19 protein-coding genes are annotated in these 18159 nt (G+C 72.6%); 5 read left to right on the forward strand and 14 right to left on the reverse strand.

The annotated features are described in order from the left end of the window. Window positions 1–76: 76 nt before the first annotated feature. The 11 genes from tsaD to queA all read right to left on the reverse strand — a co-directional run bounded on the left by tsaD (window position 77) and on the right by queA (window position 9317). Window positions 77–1159: a tRNA (adenosine(37)-N6)-threonylcarbamoyltransferase complex transferase subunit TsaD gene (gene tsaD, locus J421_RS12780; RefSeq protein WP_025411571.1), complete on the reverse strand. Its 1083-nt coding sequence runs from the start codon at window positions 1157–1159 to the stop codon at window positions 77–79. Continuing rightward, window positions 1156–1584: a hypothetical protein gene (locus tag J421_RS12785; protein WP_025411572.1), complete on the reverse strand. Its 429-nt coding sequence runs from the start codon at window positions 1582–1584 to the stop codon at window positions 1156–1158. The genes tsaD and J421_RS12785 overlap by 4 nt, the downstream gene beginning before the upstream one ends. Further along, entirely contained in the window at window positions 1585–2259 is a 675-nt protein-coding gene (locus tag J421_RS12790) for a TlpA disulfide reductase family protein (RefSeq protein ID WP_025411573.1), read from the reverse strand. After that, complete coding sequence (gene rpe, locus J421_RS12795; protein WP_025411574.1) at window positions 2256–2924, reverse strand: ribulose-phosphate 3-epimerase; 669 nt, start codon at window positions 2922–2924, stop codon at window positions 2256–2258. The genes J421_RS12790 and rpe overlap by 4 nt, the downstream gene beginning before the upstream one ends. A 111-nt stretch (window positions 2925–3035) precedes the next feature. Continuing rightward, entirely contained in the window at window positions 3036–3443 is a 408-nt protein-coding gene (locus J421_RS12800; RefSeq protein ID WP_025411575.1) for a PASTA domain-containing protein, read from the reverse strand. Further along, the gene (rsmB, locus tag J421_RS12805; protein WP_025411576.1) at window positions 3440–4822 is read right to left on the reverse strand and encodes a 16S rRNA (cytosine(967)-C(5))-methyltransferase RsmB; all 1383 of its coding nucleotides are present in this window, start codon (window positions 4820–4822) and stop codon (window positions 3440–3442) included. Before rsmB ends, J421_RS12800 begins: the two co-directional genes overlap by 4 nt. 28 nt (window positions 4823–4850) lie before the next feature. Continuing rightward, the gene (gene fmt, locus J421_RS12810; RefSeq protein ID WP_025411577.1) at window positions 4851–5789 is read right to left on the reverse strand and encodes a methionyl-tRNA formyltransferase; all 939 of its coding nucleotides are present in this window, start codon (window positions 5787–5789) and stop codon (window positions 4851–4853) included. Window positions 5790–5868: 79 nt separating this feature from the next. Beyond that, the gene (def, locus tag J421_RS12815) at window positions 5869–6429 is read right to left on the reverse strand and encodes a peptide deformylase (protein WP_025411578.1); all 561 of its coding nucleotides are present in this window, start codon (window positions 6427–6429) and stop codon (window positions 5869–5871) included. Window positions 6430–6439: 10 nt separating this feature from the next. Then, the gene (gene yajC, locus J421_RS12820; RefSeq protein ID WP_025411579.1) at window positions 6440–6769 is read right to left on the reverse strand and encodes a preprotein translocase subunit YajC; all 330 of its coding nucleotides are present in this window, start codon (window positions 6767–6769) and stop codon (window positions 6440–6442) included. A 15-nt stretch (window positions 6770–6784) separates the two neighbouring features. Further along, window positions 6785–8086: a tRNA guanosine(34) transglycosylase Tgt gene (tgt, locus tag J421_RS12825; RefSeq protein ID WP_025411580.1), complete on the reverse strand. Its 1302-nt coding sequence runs from the start codon at window positions 8084–8086 to the stop codon at window positions 6785–6787. A gap of 181 nt (window positions 8087–8267) precedes the next feature. Continuing rightward, window positions 8268–9317: a tRNA preQ1(34) S-adenosylmethionine ribosyltransferase-isomerase QueA gene (queA, locus tag J421_RS12830; RefSeq protein ID WP_025411581.1), complete on the reverse strand. Its 1050-nt coding sequence runs from the start codon at window positions 9315–9317 to the stop codon at window positions 8268–8270. Window positions 9318–9420: 103 nt separating this feature from the next. Between queA and J421_RS12835 the strand changes: the two genes are divergently transcribed. The 4 genes from J421_RS12835 (at window position 9421) to J421_RS12850 (ending at window position 14023) form a co-directional block, all read left to right on the forward strand. Beyond that, window positions 9421–10449, forward strand: coding sequence for a P-loop NTPase family protein (locus tag J421_RS12835; RefSeq protein WP_025411582.1), 1029 nt, complete (start codon window positions 9421–9423; stop codon window positions 10447–10449). Window positions 10450–10461: 12 nt separating this feature from the next. Then, window positions 10462–11727 (forward strand): conjugal transfer protein TraF, encoded by a 1266-nt coding sequence (gene traF, locus J421_RS12840; RefSeq protein ID WP_025411583.1) that lies wholly within the window; start codon window positions 10462–10464, stop codon window positions 11725–11727. A 268-nt stretch (window positions 11728–11995) separates the two neighbouring features. Beyond that, window positions 11996–12970: a DUF3667 domain-containing protein gene (locus J421_RS12845; protein ID WP_025411584.1), complete on the forward strand. Its 975-nt coding sequence runs from the start codon at window positions 11996–11998 to the stop codon at window positions 12968–12970. Window positions 12971–13054: 84 nt separating this feature from the next. Beyond that, window positions 13055–14023, forward strand: coding sequence for a hypothetical protein (locus J421_RS12850; protein ID WP_148306297.1), 969 nt, complete (start codon window positions 13055–13057; stop codon window positions 14021–14023). An 84-nt stretch (window positions 14024–14107) separates the two neighbouring features. Here J421_RS12850 and ruvB read toward each other — a convergent pair whose 3' ends face one another. Next, window positions 14108–15190, reverse strand: coding sequence for a Holliday junction branch migration DNA helicase RuvB (ruvB, locus tag J421_RS12855; RefSeq protein WP_104022584.1), 1083 nt, complete (start codon window positions 15188–15190; stop codon window positions 14108–14110). A gap of 144 nt (window positions 15191–15334) precedes the next feature. On the opposite strand from ruvB, the gene J421_RS12860 reads away from it, so the two are divergent. Beyond that, window positions 15335–16135, forward strand: coding sequence for a peptidoglycan-binding domain-containing protein (locus J421_RS12860; RefSeq protein ID WP_025411587.1), 801 nt, complete (start codon window positions 15335–15337; stop codon window positions 16133–16135). A 50-nt stretch (window positions 16136–16185) separates the two neighbouring features. Here J421_RS12860 and J421_RS12865 read toward each other — a convergent pair whose 3' ends face one another. Together J421_RS12865 and J421_RS12870 are read right to left on the reverse strand one after the other, a co-directional pair. After that, complete coding sequence (locus J421_RS12865; protein ID WP_104022585.1) at window positions 16186–17346, reverse strand: pyridoxal phosphate-dependent aminotransferase; 1161 nt, start codon at window positions 17344–17346, stop codon at window positions 16186–16188. 103 nt (window positions 17347–17449) lie between these two features. Next, complete coding sequence (locus J421_RS12870) at window positions 17450–18067, reverse strand: hypothetical protein (RefSeq protein WP_025411589.1); 618 nt, start codon at window positions 18065–18067, stop codon at window positions 17450–17452. Window positions 18068–18159: the final 92 nt, after the last annotated feature.

The raw sequence follows: 18159 nt of genomic DNA on the forward strand, positions 1-18159 counted from the left end.
GGTCGGGACTCGGGACTCGGGACTCGGGACTCGGGACTCGGGACTCGGGACTCGGGACTCGGAAGGTGAAAGTACGTTAACCGAGTCCCGAGTTCCGAGTCCCGAGTCCCGGCAGCGGCTGCGCCGCGTAGGCGTTCAACGACCAGTCGGAGCGCTCGCCGCGCGCGAGACGCCACGCGCCGGCGGCGGCGATCATCGCGGCGTTGTCCGTCGCGAGCCGCGGCGTAGGTGCGTACACGCGAACGCCGCGCGGGTTCGCGCGAGACTGCATCGCCTCCGCCAGCGCGCGGTTGCACGCCACGCCGCCGCCGAGGACGATCCGCTCGCGGCCGAACGCGCGCGCCGCGCGATCCGTCTTCTCGACCAGCGTGTCGACGAGCGCGTCCTGGAAGCCGCGCGCGAGGTGCGCGCGCTCCGTCTCCAGCGTGCCCGCCGACTCGGCGCGCCGCACGGCGTGGAGCAGCGCCGTCTTCAGCCCGCTGAACGAGACGTCGAAGTAGTCGGCGTCGCCGAGCGTCTGGTTCGCCCGCACCATCGGCCGCGCGAAGCGGTGGCGCGCCGGATCGCCGTCGCGCGCGAGCTGCTCGATGAGCCGCCCGCCGGGGTAGGGGAGCCCCATGAGCTTCGCGACCTTGTCGAACGCCTCGCCCGCCGCGTCGTCGCGCGTCGCGCCCAACAGCCGGTAGCTCCCCCACGCTTCCACGTCGAGCAGCAGCGTGTGGCCGCCCGACACGAGCAGCGCGGTGAACGGCGGCACCGCGTCCGGGTGCTCGAGCGCCGTCGCGAACAGGTGCCCCTCCATGTGGTGCACGCCGAGCACGGGGATGCCCGCCGCGTACGCGAGCGCCTTGCCGTAGCTCATGCCCACGAGCAGCGCGCCGACGAGCCCCGGCGCGTGCGTCACCGCGACCGCATCGATCGGGCGTCCGTCGCCGGTGCCTAACGACGCGCCGGCGTCGGCGAGCGCGCGGCGCGTGACCGGCACCACGCTCGTGAGATGCGCGCGGCTCGCGATCTCCGGCACGACGCCGCCGAACAGCCGGTGCACGTCCTGCGAGAGGATGACGAGCGAGCGGAGCGCGAACGCGTCGCCGAGCTCCACCACCGCGGCCGACGTCTCGTCGCACGACGTCTCGATGCCCAGTACCAGCGTGCTCACCGGGATGCCGCGCTCCGGTCGGCCGCCGTATCGAAGCGGAGCACGAGCACGTGCGGCTGCACGTCGCGCACGGTCACGCCGTCGAGCCCCGTCGGCAGGTCGACGTCGCTCGCGCGCAGCTCCACGGTGAGCGAGGTCGGGGTCGCCGGACCGAACGTGCGATGCACCGTCGGTGGATCGCGGTAGAGCTTCAGCAGCTGCCGCGTGGGGCCCTCGACGAGCGCGCGCACGTGCGGCGCGTCGCCCACCATGCGCACCGCGCTGTCGACGACGGGCGCGAAGTGCACGGGCACGTACTGCGACGCGGTCTCCTCGCCGCTCGCGACGACCCACAGCGCCAGCGCGAAGAACAGTGCCGCGAACTTGTAGCCGAGCCGCTCGGTGAACGCCTCGGTGACCGCGTCGGTCCAGGGCGCGCTCGCCATCTACCGCCGCGCTCCCGCGCGGGGCGGCGTCGCGGCCGCCGTGTCGGGCACGACCTCCACCGACATGCCCGCGCGCTCCACCACCGGCGTCGGCGTGTGCGGCTTGATGGTGGCGGTCGCCGCCGGCGGCGCGCCCGCCTCGTCGAGCAGCCGCGCGACCAGCGCGCGGTTCGTCTCCGAGTTCCAGTCCTGCGTGTACGACTTCTTGCGGATCACGCCGTCCGCGCCGACGAGGAAGTTCTCCGGCACGCCCGTCGTCATGTACGTCTTCTGGATGGCGCCCGTGGGGTCGTGCAGCACGTCGAACGTGATGCCGAACTCCTGCAGGAAGTCGCGCACCTTCTGCTCCTGCCCCGCGTCGTCGATGCTGACAGCGACGATCTTGAAGCCGCGGGGCGCGAAGTCCTTGTACATCGCCTCCATGCTCGGCATCTCCTGCCGGCACGGCGCGCACCACGTGGCCCACACGTTCACGAGCACGACCTTCCCCTTGTACGCGTCGAACGACCGCGTCGCGGGCTCGGGATCGAGCGTGCGCGCGGCGAACGTGGGCGCCTTCGTGCCCACCGTGACCTCGAACAGCTCGTCGCCGAGGAAGTGCGTCGCCGCCCACAGCGCGACGGCGAGCGCGGCGACGACGCCGAGCACCGTGAGCCACTGCGCGCGCGCCGTCATACCGTCACCGTCGTCGCGAGGTCGCGCAGCGCGGCGATCTCCGCGCGCGGGTCGGCCGCCGTGAACACCGCGTTGCCGGCGACGAACGTGTCGGCGCCCGCGCGGTGGCAGCGCGCGACGGTCGCGCGGTTGATGCCGCCGTCGACCTCGAGCCATGCGCCGCTGCGCGCCTCGTCGAGCATCGCGCGCGCGCGCGCGATCTTGCCGACGCAGTACTCGAGGAACCGCTGCGCGCCGAAGCCGGGGTTCACGGTCATCACGAGCAGCAGGTCGAGCTCGTGCGCGATCTCCTCGACGAACGCGAGCGGCGTGGCGGGATTCACGGCGACGCCGGCGCGGCAGCCGAGCTCCTTGATGCGCGCGATCTGCCGGTCGAGGTGCGGCGCGACCTCGGCGTGGATCGTCATGCCGCTCGCGCCGGCGGCGGCGAAGTCGTCGAACCACCGCTCGGGCTCGACGACCATCATGTGCACGTCGAGCGGCAGCGACGTCACGCGGCGCACGGCCTCGATGATCTTCGCGCCGAACGTGAGGTTGGGCACGAAGCGTCCGTCCATGACGTCGACGTGGATCACGTCCGCGCCCCCCGCCTCGCACATGGCGATGTCGTCGGCGAGGCGCGCGAAGTCGGCGCTGAGGATGGACGGGGCTATGCGGACGGGCACGCGTCGGGACTCGGGACTCGGGACTCGGGACTCGGGACTCGGGACTCGGGACTCGAGACTCGTTAGGCCCGAGACGCGAGTCTCGAGTCCCGAGTCCCGAGTCCCGGCTGTTCAGGGACTAGCGGCGATGTCGATGATCACCGTGGTGTTGGGCGGCTTCATGGTGGTGGCCGGCGGCGTCTGCGCGACGACCGTCTCCGGCGGCACCGACGCGTTCACGCGCCGCTCGCCCTGCTGCGGCTGGAACCCCGCGTCGCGCAGCGCCCGCTCGGCGTCGACCTGCAGCATACCGACGACGTTAGGCACCGGGCGGTCGTTCGGCACCAGCCGCGACGGGAAGACGAATAGGTAGACGACGAGGTAGGCGAGCAGGAACCCCGCGCCGCCGACCACGAAGTACGGCAGCACGCGCCGCGCGCGGCTGCGCCACGGGCTGCCGTGCGGCGCCTCGGGGCGCGGCGGCTGCGCGCGCGGCGGCTGGGCGCGCGGCGGGGTCTCCGGCGGCACGCCCGCGCTCACGCGGCCACCTCGTCCGAGCGACGCAGCCGCGCGGCGAACGCGCCGTCGACGCCGTGCCGGTGCGGCAGCACGCGCAGGCGATCGCCGTCGAGCACCGCGGCGGGCACGGCACCGTCGGGCGGCGGCTCCGGCGTGAACTCGGGATGCTCGGCGAGGAACGCGTCGACCTGCGCGTCGTTCTCCTCGGGCTCGAGGGAGCACGTGCTGTACACGAGCAGCCCGCCCGGGCGCACGATCGACGCCGCGCCGCGCAGCACGGCGCGCTGGAGCGACGCCATCACCGCGAGGTCGGAGATCTTCAGGCGCCACCGCGCGTCCGGGTGCCGACGGAACGTGCCGGTGCCGGTGCACGGCGCGTCGACGAGCACCGCGTCCACCGGACGCACCGCCGGGTTGCGCGCGTCGGCGGCGAGGACGTGCACGCGGTCGGCGTGCAGCCGCTCGACGTTCGCGACGACGCGTCGCAGCCGAGACGTGGAGACGTCGCTCGCGTACACGGCGCGCGCCGTGCGCGACAGTTCGAGCGCCTTGCCGCCGGGCGCCGTGCACACGTCGGCGACGTCGGCGCCCTCCGGCACCGCGGCATACTGCACGACGAGCGTCGAGGCCGGATCCTGCACGAAGAACTGGCCCTGGCGGAACGCGCCTAACGCCGTGAGCTGCGTGCCCGACGCGAGCTGCACGCTGTCGCGCGCCCAGGTCACGTCGCGCCCCGGGTCGGCCAGGCCGACGCCCGCCCCGGCGAGCGCGGCCACGAGCTCGTCGCGCGTCACGCCGAACGGACGCACGACCACCGGCGCCTCGGCGTCGTTCGCGGCGAGCAGCCGCGCCGTCTCCACGAGGCCGAAGCGCTCGGCCCACCGCGCGACGAGCCACCGCGGGTGCGAGTGCCGGAGCGCGAGCGCGTCGATCGGATCGTCGGGGAGCATCGGCGCGAGCCCGGTGTCCGCCGCATCCTGCCGGTCGCGGTCGATGCGGCGGAGCACCGCGTTCGCGAGCTTGCTCGCGCCGAGCCCGTGACGGCGCTTCGCCAGCTCCACCGTCTGGCCGATCGCCGCGTACGCCGGCACGCTCCCCATGTACAGCAGCTGGTACGCGCCGAGCCGCAGCAGGTCGGTGACGTCGGCGTCGAGGCGCGCGAGGCCGCCGCGCACGCGCTCCGTCAGCAGCGCGTCGAGCCACCCCCGGCGCCGCAGCATCTCCCACAGCAGCTCGTGGAGCCAGCGGCGGTCGCGCGCCTCGAGCCCCGCGGTGCGACGCTCGAACGCGTGGTCGAGCAGGGCGCCGCCGCGCAGGTCCGCGAGCACGTCGGCCGCGAGGATGCGCGTGGGCGTGATGCTCGGCGTCGCCGGGCGGGGCTGCGGAGGGGAGTGCGGCATGATCGAAAGATAGCCACCCGCCCAACCCTCAGGCGAAGACGTCCCCGAGCTCGATCCCGCGCCCGCGCGCCCAGTCGCCCGGGGTCATGCGCGCCTTGCCCGCCGGCTGGACGATCGCGACGCGCACCGCGTCCTCGCCGCACTTCACCGTGAGCCCGTCGCCGCCTAACGCGAGCACCTCGCCCGGCGCCGCGTCGGGACGCTCCTCCACCGGCACGGCGCGCGCGCCGAACAGCTTCACGTCGGCGCCGCGGAGCGTGGCGTAGGCGCCCGGGCGCGGGTCGTAGGCGCGGATCGCGCGCGCGACGTCCTCGGCCGGCGCGCTCCAGCGCACGCGTGCGTGCTCGCGCTCGGTCTTCGGCGCGTACGTCGCGAGCGCGTCGTCCTGCGGCGTCTCGTGCGCGGCGCCGGTCTCCAGGAGCGCGAGCGCTTCGATGAGGCCGAGCGCGCCGAGCTCCGAGAGGCGCAGCTCCAGCTCGCCGAACGTCTCGTCGGACGAGATGGGGGTGCGCAGCACGTGGAGCACCGGCCCGGCGTCGAGCGCGGGGACCATGCGCATGATCGACACGCCGGTCTCGGCGAGCCCCTGCCGCACCGCGGCCCGGATCGGGTCGGCGCCGCGCAGGGCGGGGAGGACGGACGCGTGGATGTTGATCGTGCCGCGCGCCGGCAGGTCGATCGCCGCCTTCGGCAGGATGTGCCCGTACGCGACGACCACCGAGAGGTCGGGCGCGAGCGCGCGCAGCTCGTCGAGGAACGCGTCGCCGCGCGGGCGCTCGGGCTGCAGCACGGGCAGCCCTTCGGCGGCCGCGATCTCCTTCACGGGCGACGGCTCGAGACGCGACCGGCTGCGCCCGCGCGGGCGATCGGGCTGCGTGACCACGCCCACGACGTCGAACCCCTCGCCTAACAGCGCGCGCAGCGGCGGCGTCGCGAAATCGGGAGTCCCCCAAAACAGAATCCGCACGCTCTACGCTCCACGCGCCACGGTCCCCGCTCGCTCCGCCAGTCGACGAACCGAGCGGGGAGCGTGGAGCGTGGAGCGTTCACAGGGCTTCTTCATTGTGCTGCTCGGCGAGATCCTTCGCGGCGACGAGCGTGCGGCGCAGCGCGGGATACTTCGCCTTCTCGCGCTCCCACGCCGCCATGGCCGACCGCTTCTTGAACATGCTGAAGTAGTCGATGAACAGCCGGCCGTGCAGGTGGTCGATCTCGTGCTGGAAGCAGCGGCCGAGCAGGTCGGACGCCTCCAGCTCGAGTGGCTGGCCGTTCGGGTCGAGGCCCCGCACGGTGACGACGGGCGGGCGCTCGACGTCGCCGTAGATGTCCGGGATGGAGAGGCATCCCTCCTCGGCCTTCACCGGCTTGCCCGTCGCGTCGACGATCTCGGGGTTGAAGATCGCCACGCGCACCTCGTCGACCTCGGCGACGAACAGCCGCTCGAGGCGGCCGACCTGCGGCGCGGCGAGACCGATCCCCTTCGCGGCGTGCATCGTCTCGAACATGTCGTCGACGAGGCGGCGCAGGTCGTCGGTCACGCGCTCGACCGGCTTCGTCGGCTCGCGCAGCACCGGCGAGCCGAGGACGTGGATGTCCAGCAGGGCCACGCGCCGTTCCTCAGCCGTTCGCCGCCGTCGACGCGGGCGCCGCCGTCGCCGACGCGACGCGCGCGATGCTCCGCCGCTCGACGATGAGCCGCGAGTCGCCGGAGCGGATGGTGATGCGGTCGTCGGACGTGGGGCGGCCGGCCGTCAGCTCCTGGATGTGCTCCACCTTGCCGAGCACCCCACCGGCGGTCACGACCTCGTCGCCCCGCTTGAGCTGCTGGATGAGCTGCTCGTGCCGCTTGCGCTGCTGCGCCTGGGGGCGCCACAGGATGAAGTAGAAGATCGCCGCGAACGCGACGTACATGAACAGCGTGGGGGCCCACGTCGGGGTTCCCTGCATCTATCGCTCCGGTGCCTAACGGTTTCGGGACTCGGGACTCGGGACTCGGGACTCGGGACTCGGGACTCGGGACTCGGGACTCGTGGGCTCTGGGCTGCCGAGTCCCGAGTCCCGAGTCCCGAGTCCCGACTTCTTCGCATGCGGCAACACTGGTCGGGAGACCGCGCCGCGGGCGCGCTCGCCGGCGAGATAGCGGTCGAGCCACGCCGCGCTCCACCCGTCGAACGTGCCGCGCTCGATCGCGGCGCGGGCGTCGCGCATGAGCGCGACCAGGAAATGTACGTTGTGCAGGCTGAGGAGGCGTAGCCCGAGCATCTCGTCAGCCGCCACGAGGTGGCGCACGTAGGCGCGCGAGAAGCGGCGGCAGGCGGTGCAGTCGCACGCCTCGTCGAGCGGACCGGGCTCGTTGCGGTAGCGCGCGTTCTTGAGGTTGATGCGCCCGTCCTGCGTCAGCGCGGCGCCGTTGCGCCCCATGCGCGTCGGGGCCACGCAGTCGAACAGGTCGACGCCGCGCCGCACCGCTTCCACGAGGTCCTCGGGGTAGCCGACGCCCATCAGGTAGCGCGGCCGGTCCGCGGGCAGCTCGTCGTCGACCACCTCGAGCATGGCGTACATGTCGGGCTTCGCCTCGCCCACCGAGAGCCCGCCGACGCCGTAGCCGACCCAGTCCCCCATGTCGCGGATGCCGCGCGCGGAGGCCTGCCGCAGCTCGGCGTGGATGCCGCCCTGAACGATGGGAAACAGCGCCTGCTCCGGGGTCGGCGCGTCGGGGTCGTCGGATCGCAGGCGCGCGTGCTCGGCGCGGCAGCGCGCGAGCCAGCGCAGCGACCGCTCCATCGCGTCGCGCGCGACGGCGGGCTCGCTCTGGCCCGGCGGCACGTGGTCGAACTGCATGACGACGTCGGCGCCGAGGTTGCGCTCGATGCGCATGACCGACTCCGGGGTGAAGCGGCGGCGCGAGCCGTCGATGTGGCTGCGGAAGTCGACGCCGTCCTCGTCGATCGTGCGCAGCCCCTCGAGCGAGAAGACCTGGAAGCCGCCGGAGTCGGTGAGGATCGGGCGGTCCCACGCCATGAACCGGTGCAGCCCGCCCATCTCGCGTACCAGCTCGTCGCCGGGGCGCAGGTGCAGGTGGTACGCGTTCGCGAGGATCATCGTCGCGCCCATCGCGCGCAGGTCCTCGGGGTCGAGGCTCTTCACCGTGGCGAGCGTCCCGACCGCCATGAACGTCGGCGTCGCGATCGGGCCGTGCGGCGTCGTGAACGTGCCGGTGCGGGCGCGGCCTAACATGCCGTGCGTCGTGAAGTCGAAGGGCATTCTCGAGTGTGGGCGGGGCGCGCCGGGCGTGGCTCCACGTACGTGTTGTTGTAGGACTGAAGAAGGACTGAAGAAGGACTGAAGAAGGAGAACACCAGCAGAGTTGTTGGTCCTTCTTCAGTCCTCCTTCAGTCCTTCTTCAGTCCCACACGACCTCGTACGTGGAGTCCCGCCCGGCGCATCACAGGATCACCATGGCGTCGCCGTACGAGTAGAAGCGATAGCCCTCCTCGACCGCGACCCGGTACGCGTGCATCGCGAGGTCGTAGCCGACCATCGCGGCGACGAGCATGAGCAGGGTGGAGCGGGGGAGGTGGAAGTTCGTGATCAGGCGGTCGACGGCCTTGAACCGGTAGCCGGGCCGGATGAACAGCGCGGTGTCGCGCGACTCGGCGCGCACGGTACCGTCGTCGTTCGCCGCGCTCTCCAGCGTGCGCGCCGACGTCGTGCCCACGGCCCACACACGGCCGCCCGCGGCGCGCGCCGCGTTCACCGCGGCGGCCGCGGCGGCGCTCACCGCGTACCACTCGCTGTGCATCACGTGCTCCGCGGGGTCCTCGACGGCGACGGGCTTGAACGTTCCCGCGCCGACGTGCAGCACGACGTCCACGCGACGCACGCCGCGCGCGGCGATCGCGTCGAGCAGCTCGGGCGTGAAGTGCAGCCCTGCCGTGGGCGCGGCGACGGAGCCGCGCTCGCGCGCGTAGACGGTCTGGTACCGCTGCACGTCGGCAGTGGCGTCGGTGCGGTGGATGTACGGCGGCAGCGGCACGTGGCCGTTGCGCTCGACCGCCTCCATCGGATCGCCGTGCGCGTGCAGTCGGACGAACCGCGTGCCGCGCCCCGAGGTCCCGAGGATCTCGACCTCGAGATCGTCCGCGACGACGACGCGGCGCCCCGGCTTCAGCTTCGCGCCCGGATGCACCATCGCCTCGAACACCGCGGGGTCGTCGTCCTGCGCGCGGAGCAGCATCACCTCCGCCGGCGCCCCCGAGTCGCGGCGGCCGAGCAGCCGGGCGCGGAAGACGCGCGTCGTGTTCAGCACCAGCGCGTCGCCCGCCGCCATGAGCGACGGCAGGTCGGCGAACGTGCGATGCGCGATCGTGCCCGCGGCGCGGTCGACGACCATCAAGCGGCTCGCGTCGCGGCGCTCGAGCGGGGTCTGCGCGACGAGCCGCTCGGGGAGCTCGAAGTCGAAGTCGGACGTGCGGTTACCGGGGCGCTCGGGCATCCCCCAACCTAATCGTCGAGAGAACGACCCCTCCTGCCGATACTCGACCGCAGCGCCTGGCCAGTCCGCCGGCGCGTCCTCTCTCCTGCCCACCTCCCCCCTGATGTCGCGTCGAGTCCTTCCCGTCCTCGCGCTCGCCCTGCTCGCCGGCTGCGAGATCCCGAGCGGTGTCCCGAGCTGGGACACGACCTGGAACGTCCCGAGCCAGAGCCTCTCCGTCGGCGTGAGCCAGGTGCTCCCGAGCGGCGTGACGGTGTCCCCCGACGGCGCCGCGTTCCTCGTGAGCCTGTCGCCCGTGTCCCTGTCGAAGCGCGTCGGCGACGACTGCGCGCAGTGCGTGGCGCTCGCCGGGACGGTCTCGCCGAAGCCGGCGTTCGAGGCGCACGTGAGCGCGAGCACCGCGCTGCCGGGCGACGTGCAGGGCGGCGCGCTCGCTCCCGGCGGCCGGACCGACGTGCGCGTGGTGAACGGCAACGGCTTCGATCCGCTGCGCCCCGGCGCGGGCGCGTTCGGATGGGCGACGATCGTCGTGCGCAACGGCGCGACGGTGCTGGCGCGCGACTCGGTGAACGGCGCGACGACGGCGATGCCGGCGGGCGGGCAGCTCGTGCGCTCGCTCACGCTCGGCGGCGCGACGGTGAGCGGCGCGGTGACGGTCGACGTCACGCTGAGCTCCCCCACCGGCGCCGCGGCGCCGATCGACCCGAGCCGCACGTTCGACGTGACGGCGACGCCGTCGCCGCTGCGCGTGACGCAGGCGACGGTGATGGTGCGCGGCGCGCAGGTGCGGCAGTCGACGAGCGCGGACCTCGACGTGTCGAGCTCCATCGGTGACCGCGTGCAGAGCGGCCGGCTGCTGCTCTCGGTGAAGGACCCGTTCGCGGTCCGCGGCGCGCTCGGCGTGCGGCTCTCGGCGCCGGGCGTCGCGCTCACGAAGTCGGTCGACGTCACGGGCGGCGACAAGGGCTACACGATCGAGTTCACGCGCGACGAGGTGCGGTCGCTGCTCGGCCACAGCGTGAGCATCGAGCTCTCGGGGCCGCTCAGCGTCGCCGGGCCGGTGACGGTGACGCCGGCGCAGACGATCGGCATCGCCACGCGGTTCGAGCTCGTGATCAACTCCACCAACTGACGGACGCCTCCCATGACGACGCAGCAGACTTTCCGGGCGGCGCTCGCCGCGTGCACGACCCTCGTCGCCGCGACCGCGGGCGCGCAGCTGCCTAACGGCAGCGCCGCCGCGGCGGGGATGGCGGGCAGCTTCACGGCCGCCGCGCGCGGCGCCGACGCCGCGACGTGGAACCCGGCGAACCTCGGCCTGCCGGGGAACCCGACGTTCTCGCTCCGCGCGCTCTCCGCGGGCGGCGTATCGGGGCTCGATCCGGTGTCGTGGGGCGACTTCGTCGGCTACGGCGACGGCACCATCCCGCGCGACGTACGCCTGCAGTGGGTCGACCGCGTCGCGGCGAGCGGTGCGCAGTCGGGCGCGGTGGAGGGCGGGGCGACGGCGGTCGCGTTCAACGTCGGCCGCCTCGGCGTGCACGTGGGCAGCGTGGGCTACGCGACGGCGAGCCTGAGCCCCGACGCGGTGGAGGCGCTGTTCTTCGGCAACGCCGGCCGCACCGGCCAGCCGCGCGACCTCGCGCTCGCGGGCTCGTCGCTGCGCGCGGGCGCGTTCGCGACGGCCGCGGCGAGCTACGCGCACCCGCTCGGCGAGGTCGCCGGCGGACGCGCGGCGCTCGGCGTCACGGCGAAGCTGGTGCGCGGCGTCGCCTCGCTCCGCGCGCAGGACGCCGGCTCGTCGGTGACGGCGTCGGACATCGCGGTGCGCTTCCCGGTCGTCGTGTCGCATGGCACCGACGCGGGCAGCGGCACGGGCGTGGACGTCGGCGCGGCGTGGCAGGGCGAGCGCGTGACGTTAGGCGCACGCGTGGAGAACGTCGTGAACACGTTCCGCTGGGACGAGACCGCGCTCAGCTTCCGCGCCGGCTCGGCGTCGTTCGACGGTACGACGAGCAGCTCCGACTTCGACGAGCGCCCGTACGCCGACGCCCCGCAGCCGCTGCGCGACGCGATCGCGGCCGAGCGGTTCGCGCCCGCGATCGGCGCGGGACTCGCGTTCCGCGGCGCGCACGCGCTCACCGTGACGGCCGACGCGCGCCACCAGCTCGGCGGCGACGACGCGATCGTCATCGGCCCGCGCACGCACGTGGGTGTGGGCGTGGAGTCGCGCGCGCTGACGGCGCTCCCGCTCCGCGCCGGCGCGGCGTACGTCACCGGCGGCTGGCAGGCGGCGGCCGGTCTCGGGCTGCGGTTGGGCGCGTTCGAGATCGCCGGCGCGTACACGCTGCGCGACGCGGCGGCGGGACGCGCGTCGGGCGTCATGCTGAACATCGTCGGCGTGCGGTGACGGCAGATCGTTGCCGTTCGAGTTGAACCGCAAAGGGCCGCAGAGGGCCGCAGAGAACGACAACTGCTTTCTTACCACAGAGGACGCAGAGGACACGGAGGAAATCAACTCTCTTGAAAGGGTTCTCCTCTGCGTCCTCTGTGTCCTCTGTGGTTCAACACAAAGAGGCAGTCCTCTGCGGCCCTCTGCGGTTCGAGCCGTTCCCACCGCCTCGGCACCCGGTGCCGCTGCCCTGGCGTGCTCCGCTTCACCGGCGTATCCGTTGCCCATGGCCGTGTCCGAGATCCGCGCCGAGCCCTCGTACTCGCCCGCCGCCGACGTCGAGCGGTGCGTGACGTGCGGCGAACCGGCCGGCACGCCGTACTGCGCGTCGTGCGGCGAGCGGCGGGCCGCGGACCGTCCGCGGTCGCTCGCCGCGCTCGGCGAGGAGATCTGGGACGCGTTCTCGCCGGTCGACGGGCGCATCGGTCGCACGCTCTGGTCGCTCGTGCGGCGGCCCGGAGAGCTCACCGTCGCCTACATGCGCGGCGTGCGTCTCACGTACCTGCCGCCGCTTCGGCTGTTCCTGATCGTGAACGTGCTGTTCTTCCTGCACGCGTCGCTGTCGCTGTCGACGCGCGTGTCTGTGCCCGGCGCCGGGCGCGTGCGGCTCTCGTTCGGCGGCAACCGGATGCTCGACACGCCGCTCGCGGTGCACACCAACGGCGTGGCGCACCGATACGTGGCGCGGCGCTTCCTCAGGCGGCGCGTGCCGCCACGAGCCGGCGAGGACAGCGCTGCGTACTCGGCGCGCATCACGCGCGACTACGCGCCGGCGTTCGACCGCAACAGCACGACGCAGGCGAAGTCGCTCGTCGTCGCCATGGTGCCGATGTTCGCGCTGCTCGTCGCCGCGCTCGAGTGGCGCAGGCGGCGCTTCGCACTGCAGGACGTCGTGTTCGCCACCCACACGATGGCGTTCCTGCTGCTCCTCGTCATCGTGGCGCAGTACGTCGTGGGGTTCCCCGTCGGCATCGCCCTCGTCGCCATGCACACACGCCCGACGGCTGGAGACATCGACTCGGTGCTCTCGGTCGGCGTCGGGGCGCCGCTCATGATCTGGCTGACGCTCGGGCTGCGGCGCGCGTACGGCGACGGCCGCCTCGCCGCGGCGGCGAAGGCGCTGCTGCTCGTCTTCGGGTTGATGTTCGTGCTCGCCGCGTACCGGGCGCTGCTCTTCTTCACCGTGCTGTTCACGACCTGAGCGGCGTCTGGGTCATTCGACCCGGGTGCGCGCGATCGCCGCGCCTAACTTCCCGGCACATCACCTCACCGGGGAGCGGGGACCATGCGGAGGATCATCGGCGCGGCAGTGGCACTCGCCGCGATGGCGCGCGGCGCGGCCGCGCAGAACGAGGCGGCCTTGCGTCAGGCGTTCGAGGGACGCACGGTCGCCGTGAAGATCGACATGCCGGCGACGAGCCAGGGGGTCAACGTCTACCCGCAGGACGGCATGCCGCTCGACTACCGCGAGCTCGCGCAGCGGCTCAAGGACAACGGCACCGCGCTGAAGATGGGCACCTCGATCATGGTCACGAAGGTGGTCGTGAAGAAGGACCACATCGAGTTCCAGCTCGGCGGCGGCGGCTACGGCACGTTCGGCGACTGGATGACGAGCCCCTCCAGCGTGAACAGCATCTCCGAGGGGGAGTCGCAGCGCGAGAAGGACCTCAAGTCGGCGATCAAGAACAGCAGCGGCGACGAGAAGAAGCGGCTCGAGCGCGAGCTTTCCAGCGAGCGCTCGTCGCGCGAGCGCGAGAACTCCAAGGCGCAGGCCGAGGCGGCGCAGGCGAACATGGCGCGCGAGGCGAACATCCGCACGAAGCGCCTCGACGCGGGGAGCCGCTTCAACATCTACTACCGGCAGGGCATCCCGCCCGAGGCGCTCACGGCCGACGGCGTGGTGAAGGCGCTCGAGAAGTTCGTGACGTTCCCCGACGCGCCGGCCGCCGTCGCGACGAGCCCCGCGCCCGCCGCGCCGCGCGCTTCGTTCGTGTCGAACCCGGCTCCCGCGTCTGCTGCGCCCGCCGCAGCGCCGCCGGTCGACGCGGCGCCGAGTGCGGGCGGTGTCGCGGCGCTCAAGAAGGGGATGTCGCTGAAGGACGTCGAGACGCTGCTCGGTCCCGCCTCGACGGCGTCGGAGACGAAGAACGGCACCATGACCGTCGCGAAGCGCACCTACCGCAAGGACGGCCTCGAGGTCGCCGCGAGCTTCGTGGGCGGGGTGCTGATCGACTTCGCGATCAAGCCCATCTGACGGGCGAGGGCAGGAGGGCAGGAGGGCAAGAGGGCAGGAGCGCCTAACAGCCCTCCTGCCCTCCTGCCCTCCTGTCCTCCTGCCCTAGAACAACGACGGCTGCGGCGCCGGTGGAGGCGTGACGACGGGCGGCGTGTACCCGAAGTGGCGGTAGGCCTGACCCGTCGCGACGCGCCCGCGGGGCGTGCGCTGCAGGAAGCCGTGCTGCACGAGGAACGGCTCGTAGACCTCCTCGATCGTGCCGGCGTCCTCGCCGACCGCCGCGGCGATCGTGCTGATCCCCACCGGGCCGCCGTCGAACTTCTCGATGATCGCGCGCAGCACGCGCGCGTCCATGTCGTCGAGCCCGAACTCGTCGACGTCGAGCCGGCGCAGCGCCTCGTCGGCGATCGCCTTCGTGATGCGCCCCTCGCCCTCCACCTGCGCGAAGTCGCGCACGCGCTTGAGCAGTCGGTTCGCGATGCGCGGCGTGCCCCGCGAGCGGCGCGCGATCTCCGACGCGCCGTCGACGTCGCACGGCACCTGGAGCACCTCCGCCGTGCGCCGCACGATCAGCTCGAGCGCGTCGTCCGGGTAGTAGTTCAGCCGCTCCACGATCCCGAACCGCGCGCGCATCGGCGACGTGAGCATGCCGAACCGCGTCGTCGCGCCGACGAGCGTGAACCGCTCGATCGGCATCGTGATCGTCGTCGCCTTCGGCCCCTCGCTCAGGCGGATGTCGATCTTGTAATCCTCCATCGCCGGATAGAGGAACTCCTCGATGACGGGGCGCAGCCGATGGATCTCGTCGATGAAGAGGATGTCCCCCTCGCGCATGTTCGTCAGCTTGCCGACGAGGTCTCCCGGCTTCTCGATCGCCGGGCCGCTGGTCGTGTGGATGTTCACGCCCAGCTCGCGCGCGATGAGCTCCGCGAGCGTCGTCTTGCCGAGCCCCGGCGGGCCGTGGAACAGGATGTGGTCGAGCGGCTCCTTGCGCGCGAGCGCCGCGGCGATCGCGATGCGGAGGTTGCTCTTCACCTTCTCCTGGCCGATGAACTCGACCAGCCGCTGTGGGCGCAGCGAGAGCTCGATGACGCTCTCCTCGCTCAGCACTTCGGGCGTCGTGATCTCGGCGCGCGTCGGGGCGGGAACCGCAGGACGCGGGGGGCGGGGGGGGCGAGAGGCCATGCTTCAGACTACCTGCGCTCTAGGGATCAGCCAACCGTTCGAGAACCCTGAAATCTACCCCGAAGATCGACCGAAGTCACGGCCACGGGTGGCGGGATCGCGCCGTGGCCCGCACCGTTGCGGCACCTCGACCCGGAGCCCGTCATGACCTCGCCGCTCACCGCCGTCGGCGGCACCCCGTTCACGGCACCGCTCGCGACCCCGCTGCCGAAGGAGGCGACGTACCAGGGCGACATCGCCCGCGGCAGCCCGACGGCGCGCGTGCGGCTCGTCCAGGAGTGGCTGTCGCTGTACGGCATCCGCACGAGCGTGGACGGCGACTACGGCGGCGCGACGTCGGCGGCGGTGAAGCTGTTCCAGACGCGCAACGTGCTTCCGGTCACGGGCATCGTCGACCGCGCGACGTTCGACCGGCTCGTCGCGCCGATGCTCGCCGCGCTCCACACGATCGCGCCCCCGCCCGGCGCCACGCTCGGCGCGATGACCGTCGCCTACGCGCGCCAGCACCTCGCGCAGAAGCCGCGCGAGGTCGGCGGCGAGAACATGGGGCCGTGGGTGCGGCTCTACATGGACGGCAACCAGGGCGCCGAGTGGCTCTGGTGCTCGGGGTTCGCGACGTTCTGCCAGCGCCAGGCGGCGACGACGTTGGGCGTGCAGGTTCCGGTCGCGCGCACGTTCTCGTGCGACGACATGGCCCGCGGCGCCAAGCGCGCCGCGTGCTTCGTCGCCGGCTGCCCCGACTTCCGCGCGATCACCCCGGGCTCGCTGTTCCTCGTCCGCAAGACCGCCGACGACTGGCAGCACATCGGCATCGTGACGTCGGCCGAGCGCGACGCGTTCCACACGATCGAGGGGAACACGAACGACGACGGCTCGCGCGAGGGCTACGAGGTGTGCGAGCGCGTGCGGGCGTACGACGGGAAGGACTTCGTCGTCGTCCACTGACGCGCCAGCTCGGGACTCCTTCCCGAGCTGGCGCGACGAATGTAGGCGCCTCACACCGCCGCGCGCAGGTTCGCCAACCGCTCCACCGCCTGCTCCAGCGTCTCGCGCCGCTTGCAGAACGCGAAGCGCACCAGCCCGCGCCCGTCGGCCGCGTCGCGATAGAAGCTCGATCCCGGCACCGTCGCCACGCCGACGTCCGACGCGAGCCAGCGCGCGAACGAGACGTCGTCCTTGTCGCTCAGATCCTGGAAGCCGGTGAGCACGTAGTACGCGCCCTCCGGCGGCGTGAGCGTGAATCCCGCTTCGACGAGCGCGCCGCACAGCAGGTCGCGGCGCGCGCGGTAGTCCATCATGAGGTGGTTGTAGTAGTCGGCGTCGAACGCCATGCCCACCGCGGCCGCCGCCTGCAGCGGCGCCGGCGCGCCGACGGTGAGGAAGTCGTGCACCTTGCGGATCGCGTTCGACGCCGCTTCCGGCGCGATGGCGTAGCCGAGCCGCCAGCCCGTGCAGCTGTAGGTCTTCGACAGGCCGCTGATCGTCACGGTGCGCTCGCGCAGACCGGGCCACGTCGCGATCGGATGATGATGGCCGGCGTAGACGATGTGCTCGTAGATCTCGTCGGTGATCACCCACCGCACGTCGTGCTCGAGCACGAGCCGCGCGATGAGATCGATCTCTGCGCGCGTGAACACCTTGCCGCTCGGGTTGTGCGGCGTGTTCAGGACGATCGCCTTCGGCCGCCGGGCCATCGCCGCCGTTAGGCGCTCCTCGTCGACGCGCCAGTCGGGCGCGAGCAGCGGCACGAACACCGGCGTCGCGCCGGCGAGGATCGCGTCCGGGCCGTAGTTCTCGTAGAACGGCTCGAACACCACGACTTCCTCGCCCGGATCGATCAGCGCGAGGAACACCGACGCCATCGCCTCCGTCGCGCCGCACGTCACCGTGACGTCGCGATCCGGGTCGACGTCCATCTGGTACCAGCGGTGGTACTTCTCCGCGATCGCGAGGCGCAGCGCCGGCGCGCCCCACGTCACCGCGTACTGGTTGATGTCGCCGTGGATCGCCGCGCACGCCGCGTCCTTCATCGGCTCCGGCATCGGGAAGTCGGGAAAGCCCTGGGCGAGATTGATCGCGCCGTGCTGCTGGGCGACGCGGGTCATCTCGCGGATGACCGACTCGGTGAACGTCCGGGCACGTGCGGCGATCGGCATCGCGGGGTCGGGTGCGGAGTGCGACAGGGGCGGCTCGGGACGGACGGAAGAACACGACGCGGGCGCGTCGCCGTCAAGGCGCCGCGTGCCCGGCCGCCCCCGCTCAGTCCGCCCGCCGGAACGACGACCGGTTCTCCGTCGTCCCGTTCGGCCCGATCATCAGGTAGACCTTGCCGTCGCTCGCGTTCCGCTCGAACGCCCACGAGTACAGGTCGCCCTGCTTGCGTGCGATGTCGTCCGCGCGGTCGAAGTTGAACTGCGCGTTGCAGGTGTCGCTCGACCGCACGCGTCCCGTCGTCGGATACACGCGGAACTCCGAGGCGCCCCACTTCACGGTGCCGGCGTTGTAGACCCACACCTTGGTGTGACAGCTGTACGTCGTCGCCTCGATGTAGATCGACTGCTCGTACTTGCCGTCGGCGGTGAACTTGAACAGCACCGACGTGCCGTAGCCGTTGCCGACGTACGAGCCGTTCTGGACGTTGTAGTAGTCGTTCATCGACAGCACGCCGTAGACCCAGTTGCCGGGGATGTTCGCCGGCGCGGCGGTGCCGCTCTGGGTCGGTGTGCCGGTCGGCGTGCCGGTCGGCGTGCCGGTCGGCGTCCCCGGTGTCTCGCCGGCGGACGCGGGCTCGGTGGCAGAGTCGCTGCACGCCGCGGCGGCGAGCAGCATCGCGGCCGCGATGGCGCGGCGCGAGATGGCGGTGAGCGAGCGCAGCATGGTCCGTTCTCCTCGTGTGGGAAGTCGGACCGATGATGCGCGCGCCCGCTGCGAGCCGCGTGAGCCGAACGACCCGGGTCGGACGACCCGCG

This window comes from Gemmatirosa kalamazoonensis, from assembly GCF_000522985.1.
Lineage (GTDB): Bacteria > Gemmatimonadota > Gemmatimonadetes > Gemmatimonadales > Gemmatimonadaceae > Gemmatirosa > Gemmatirosa kalamazoonensis.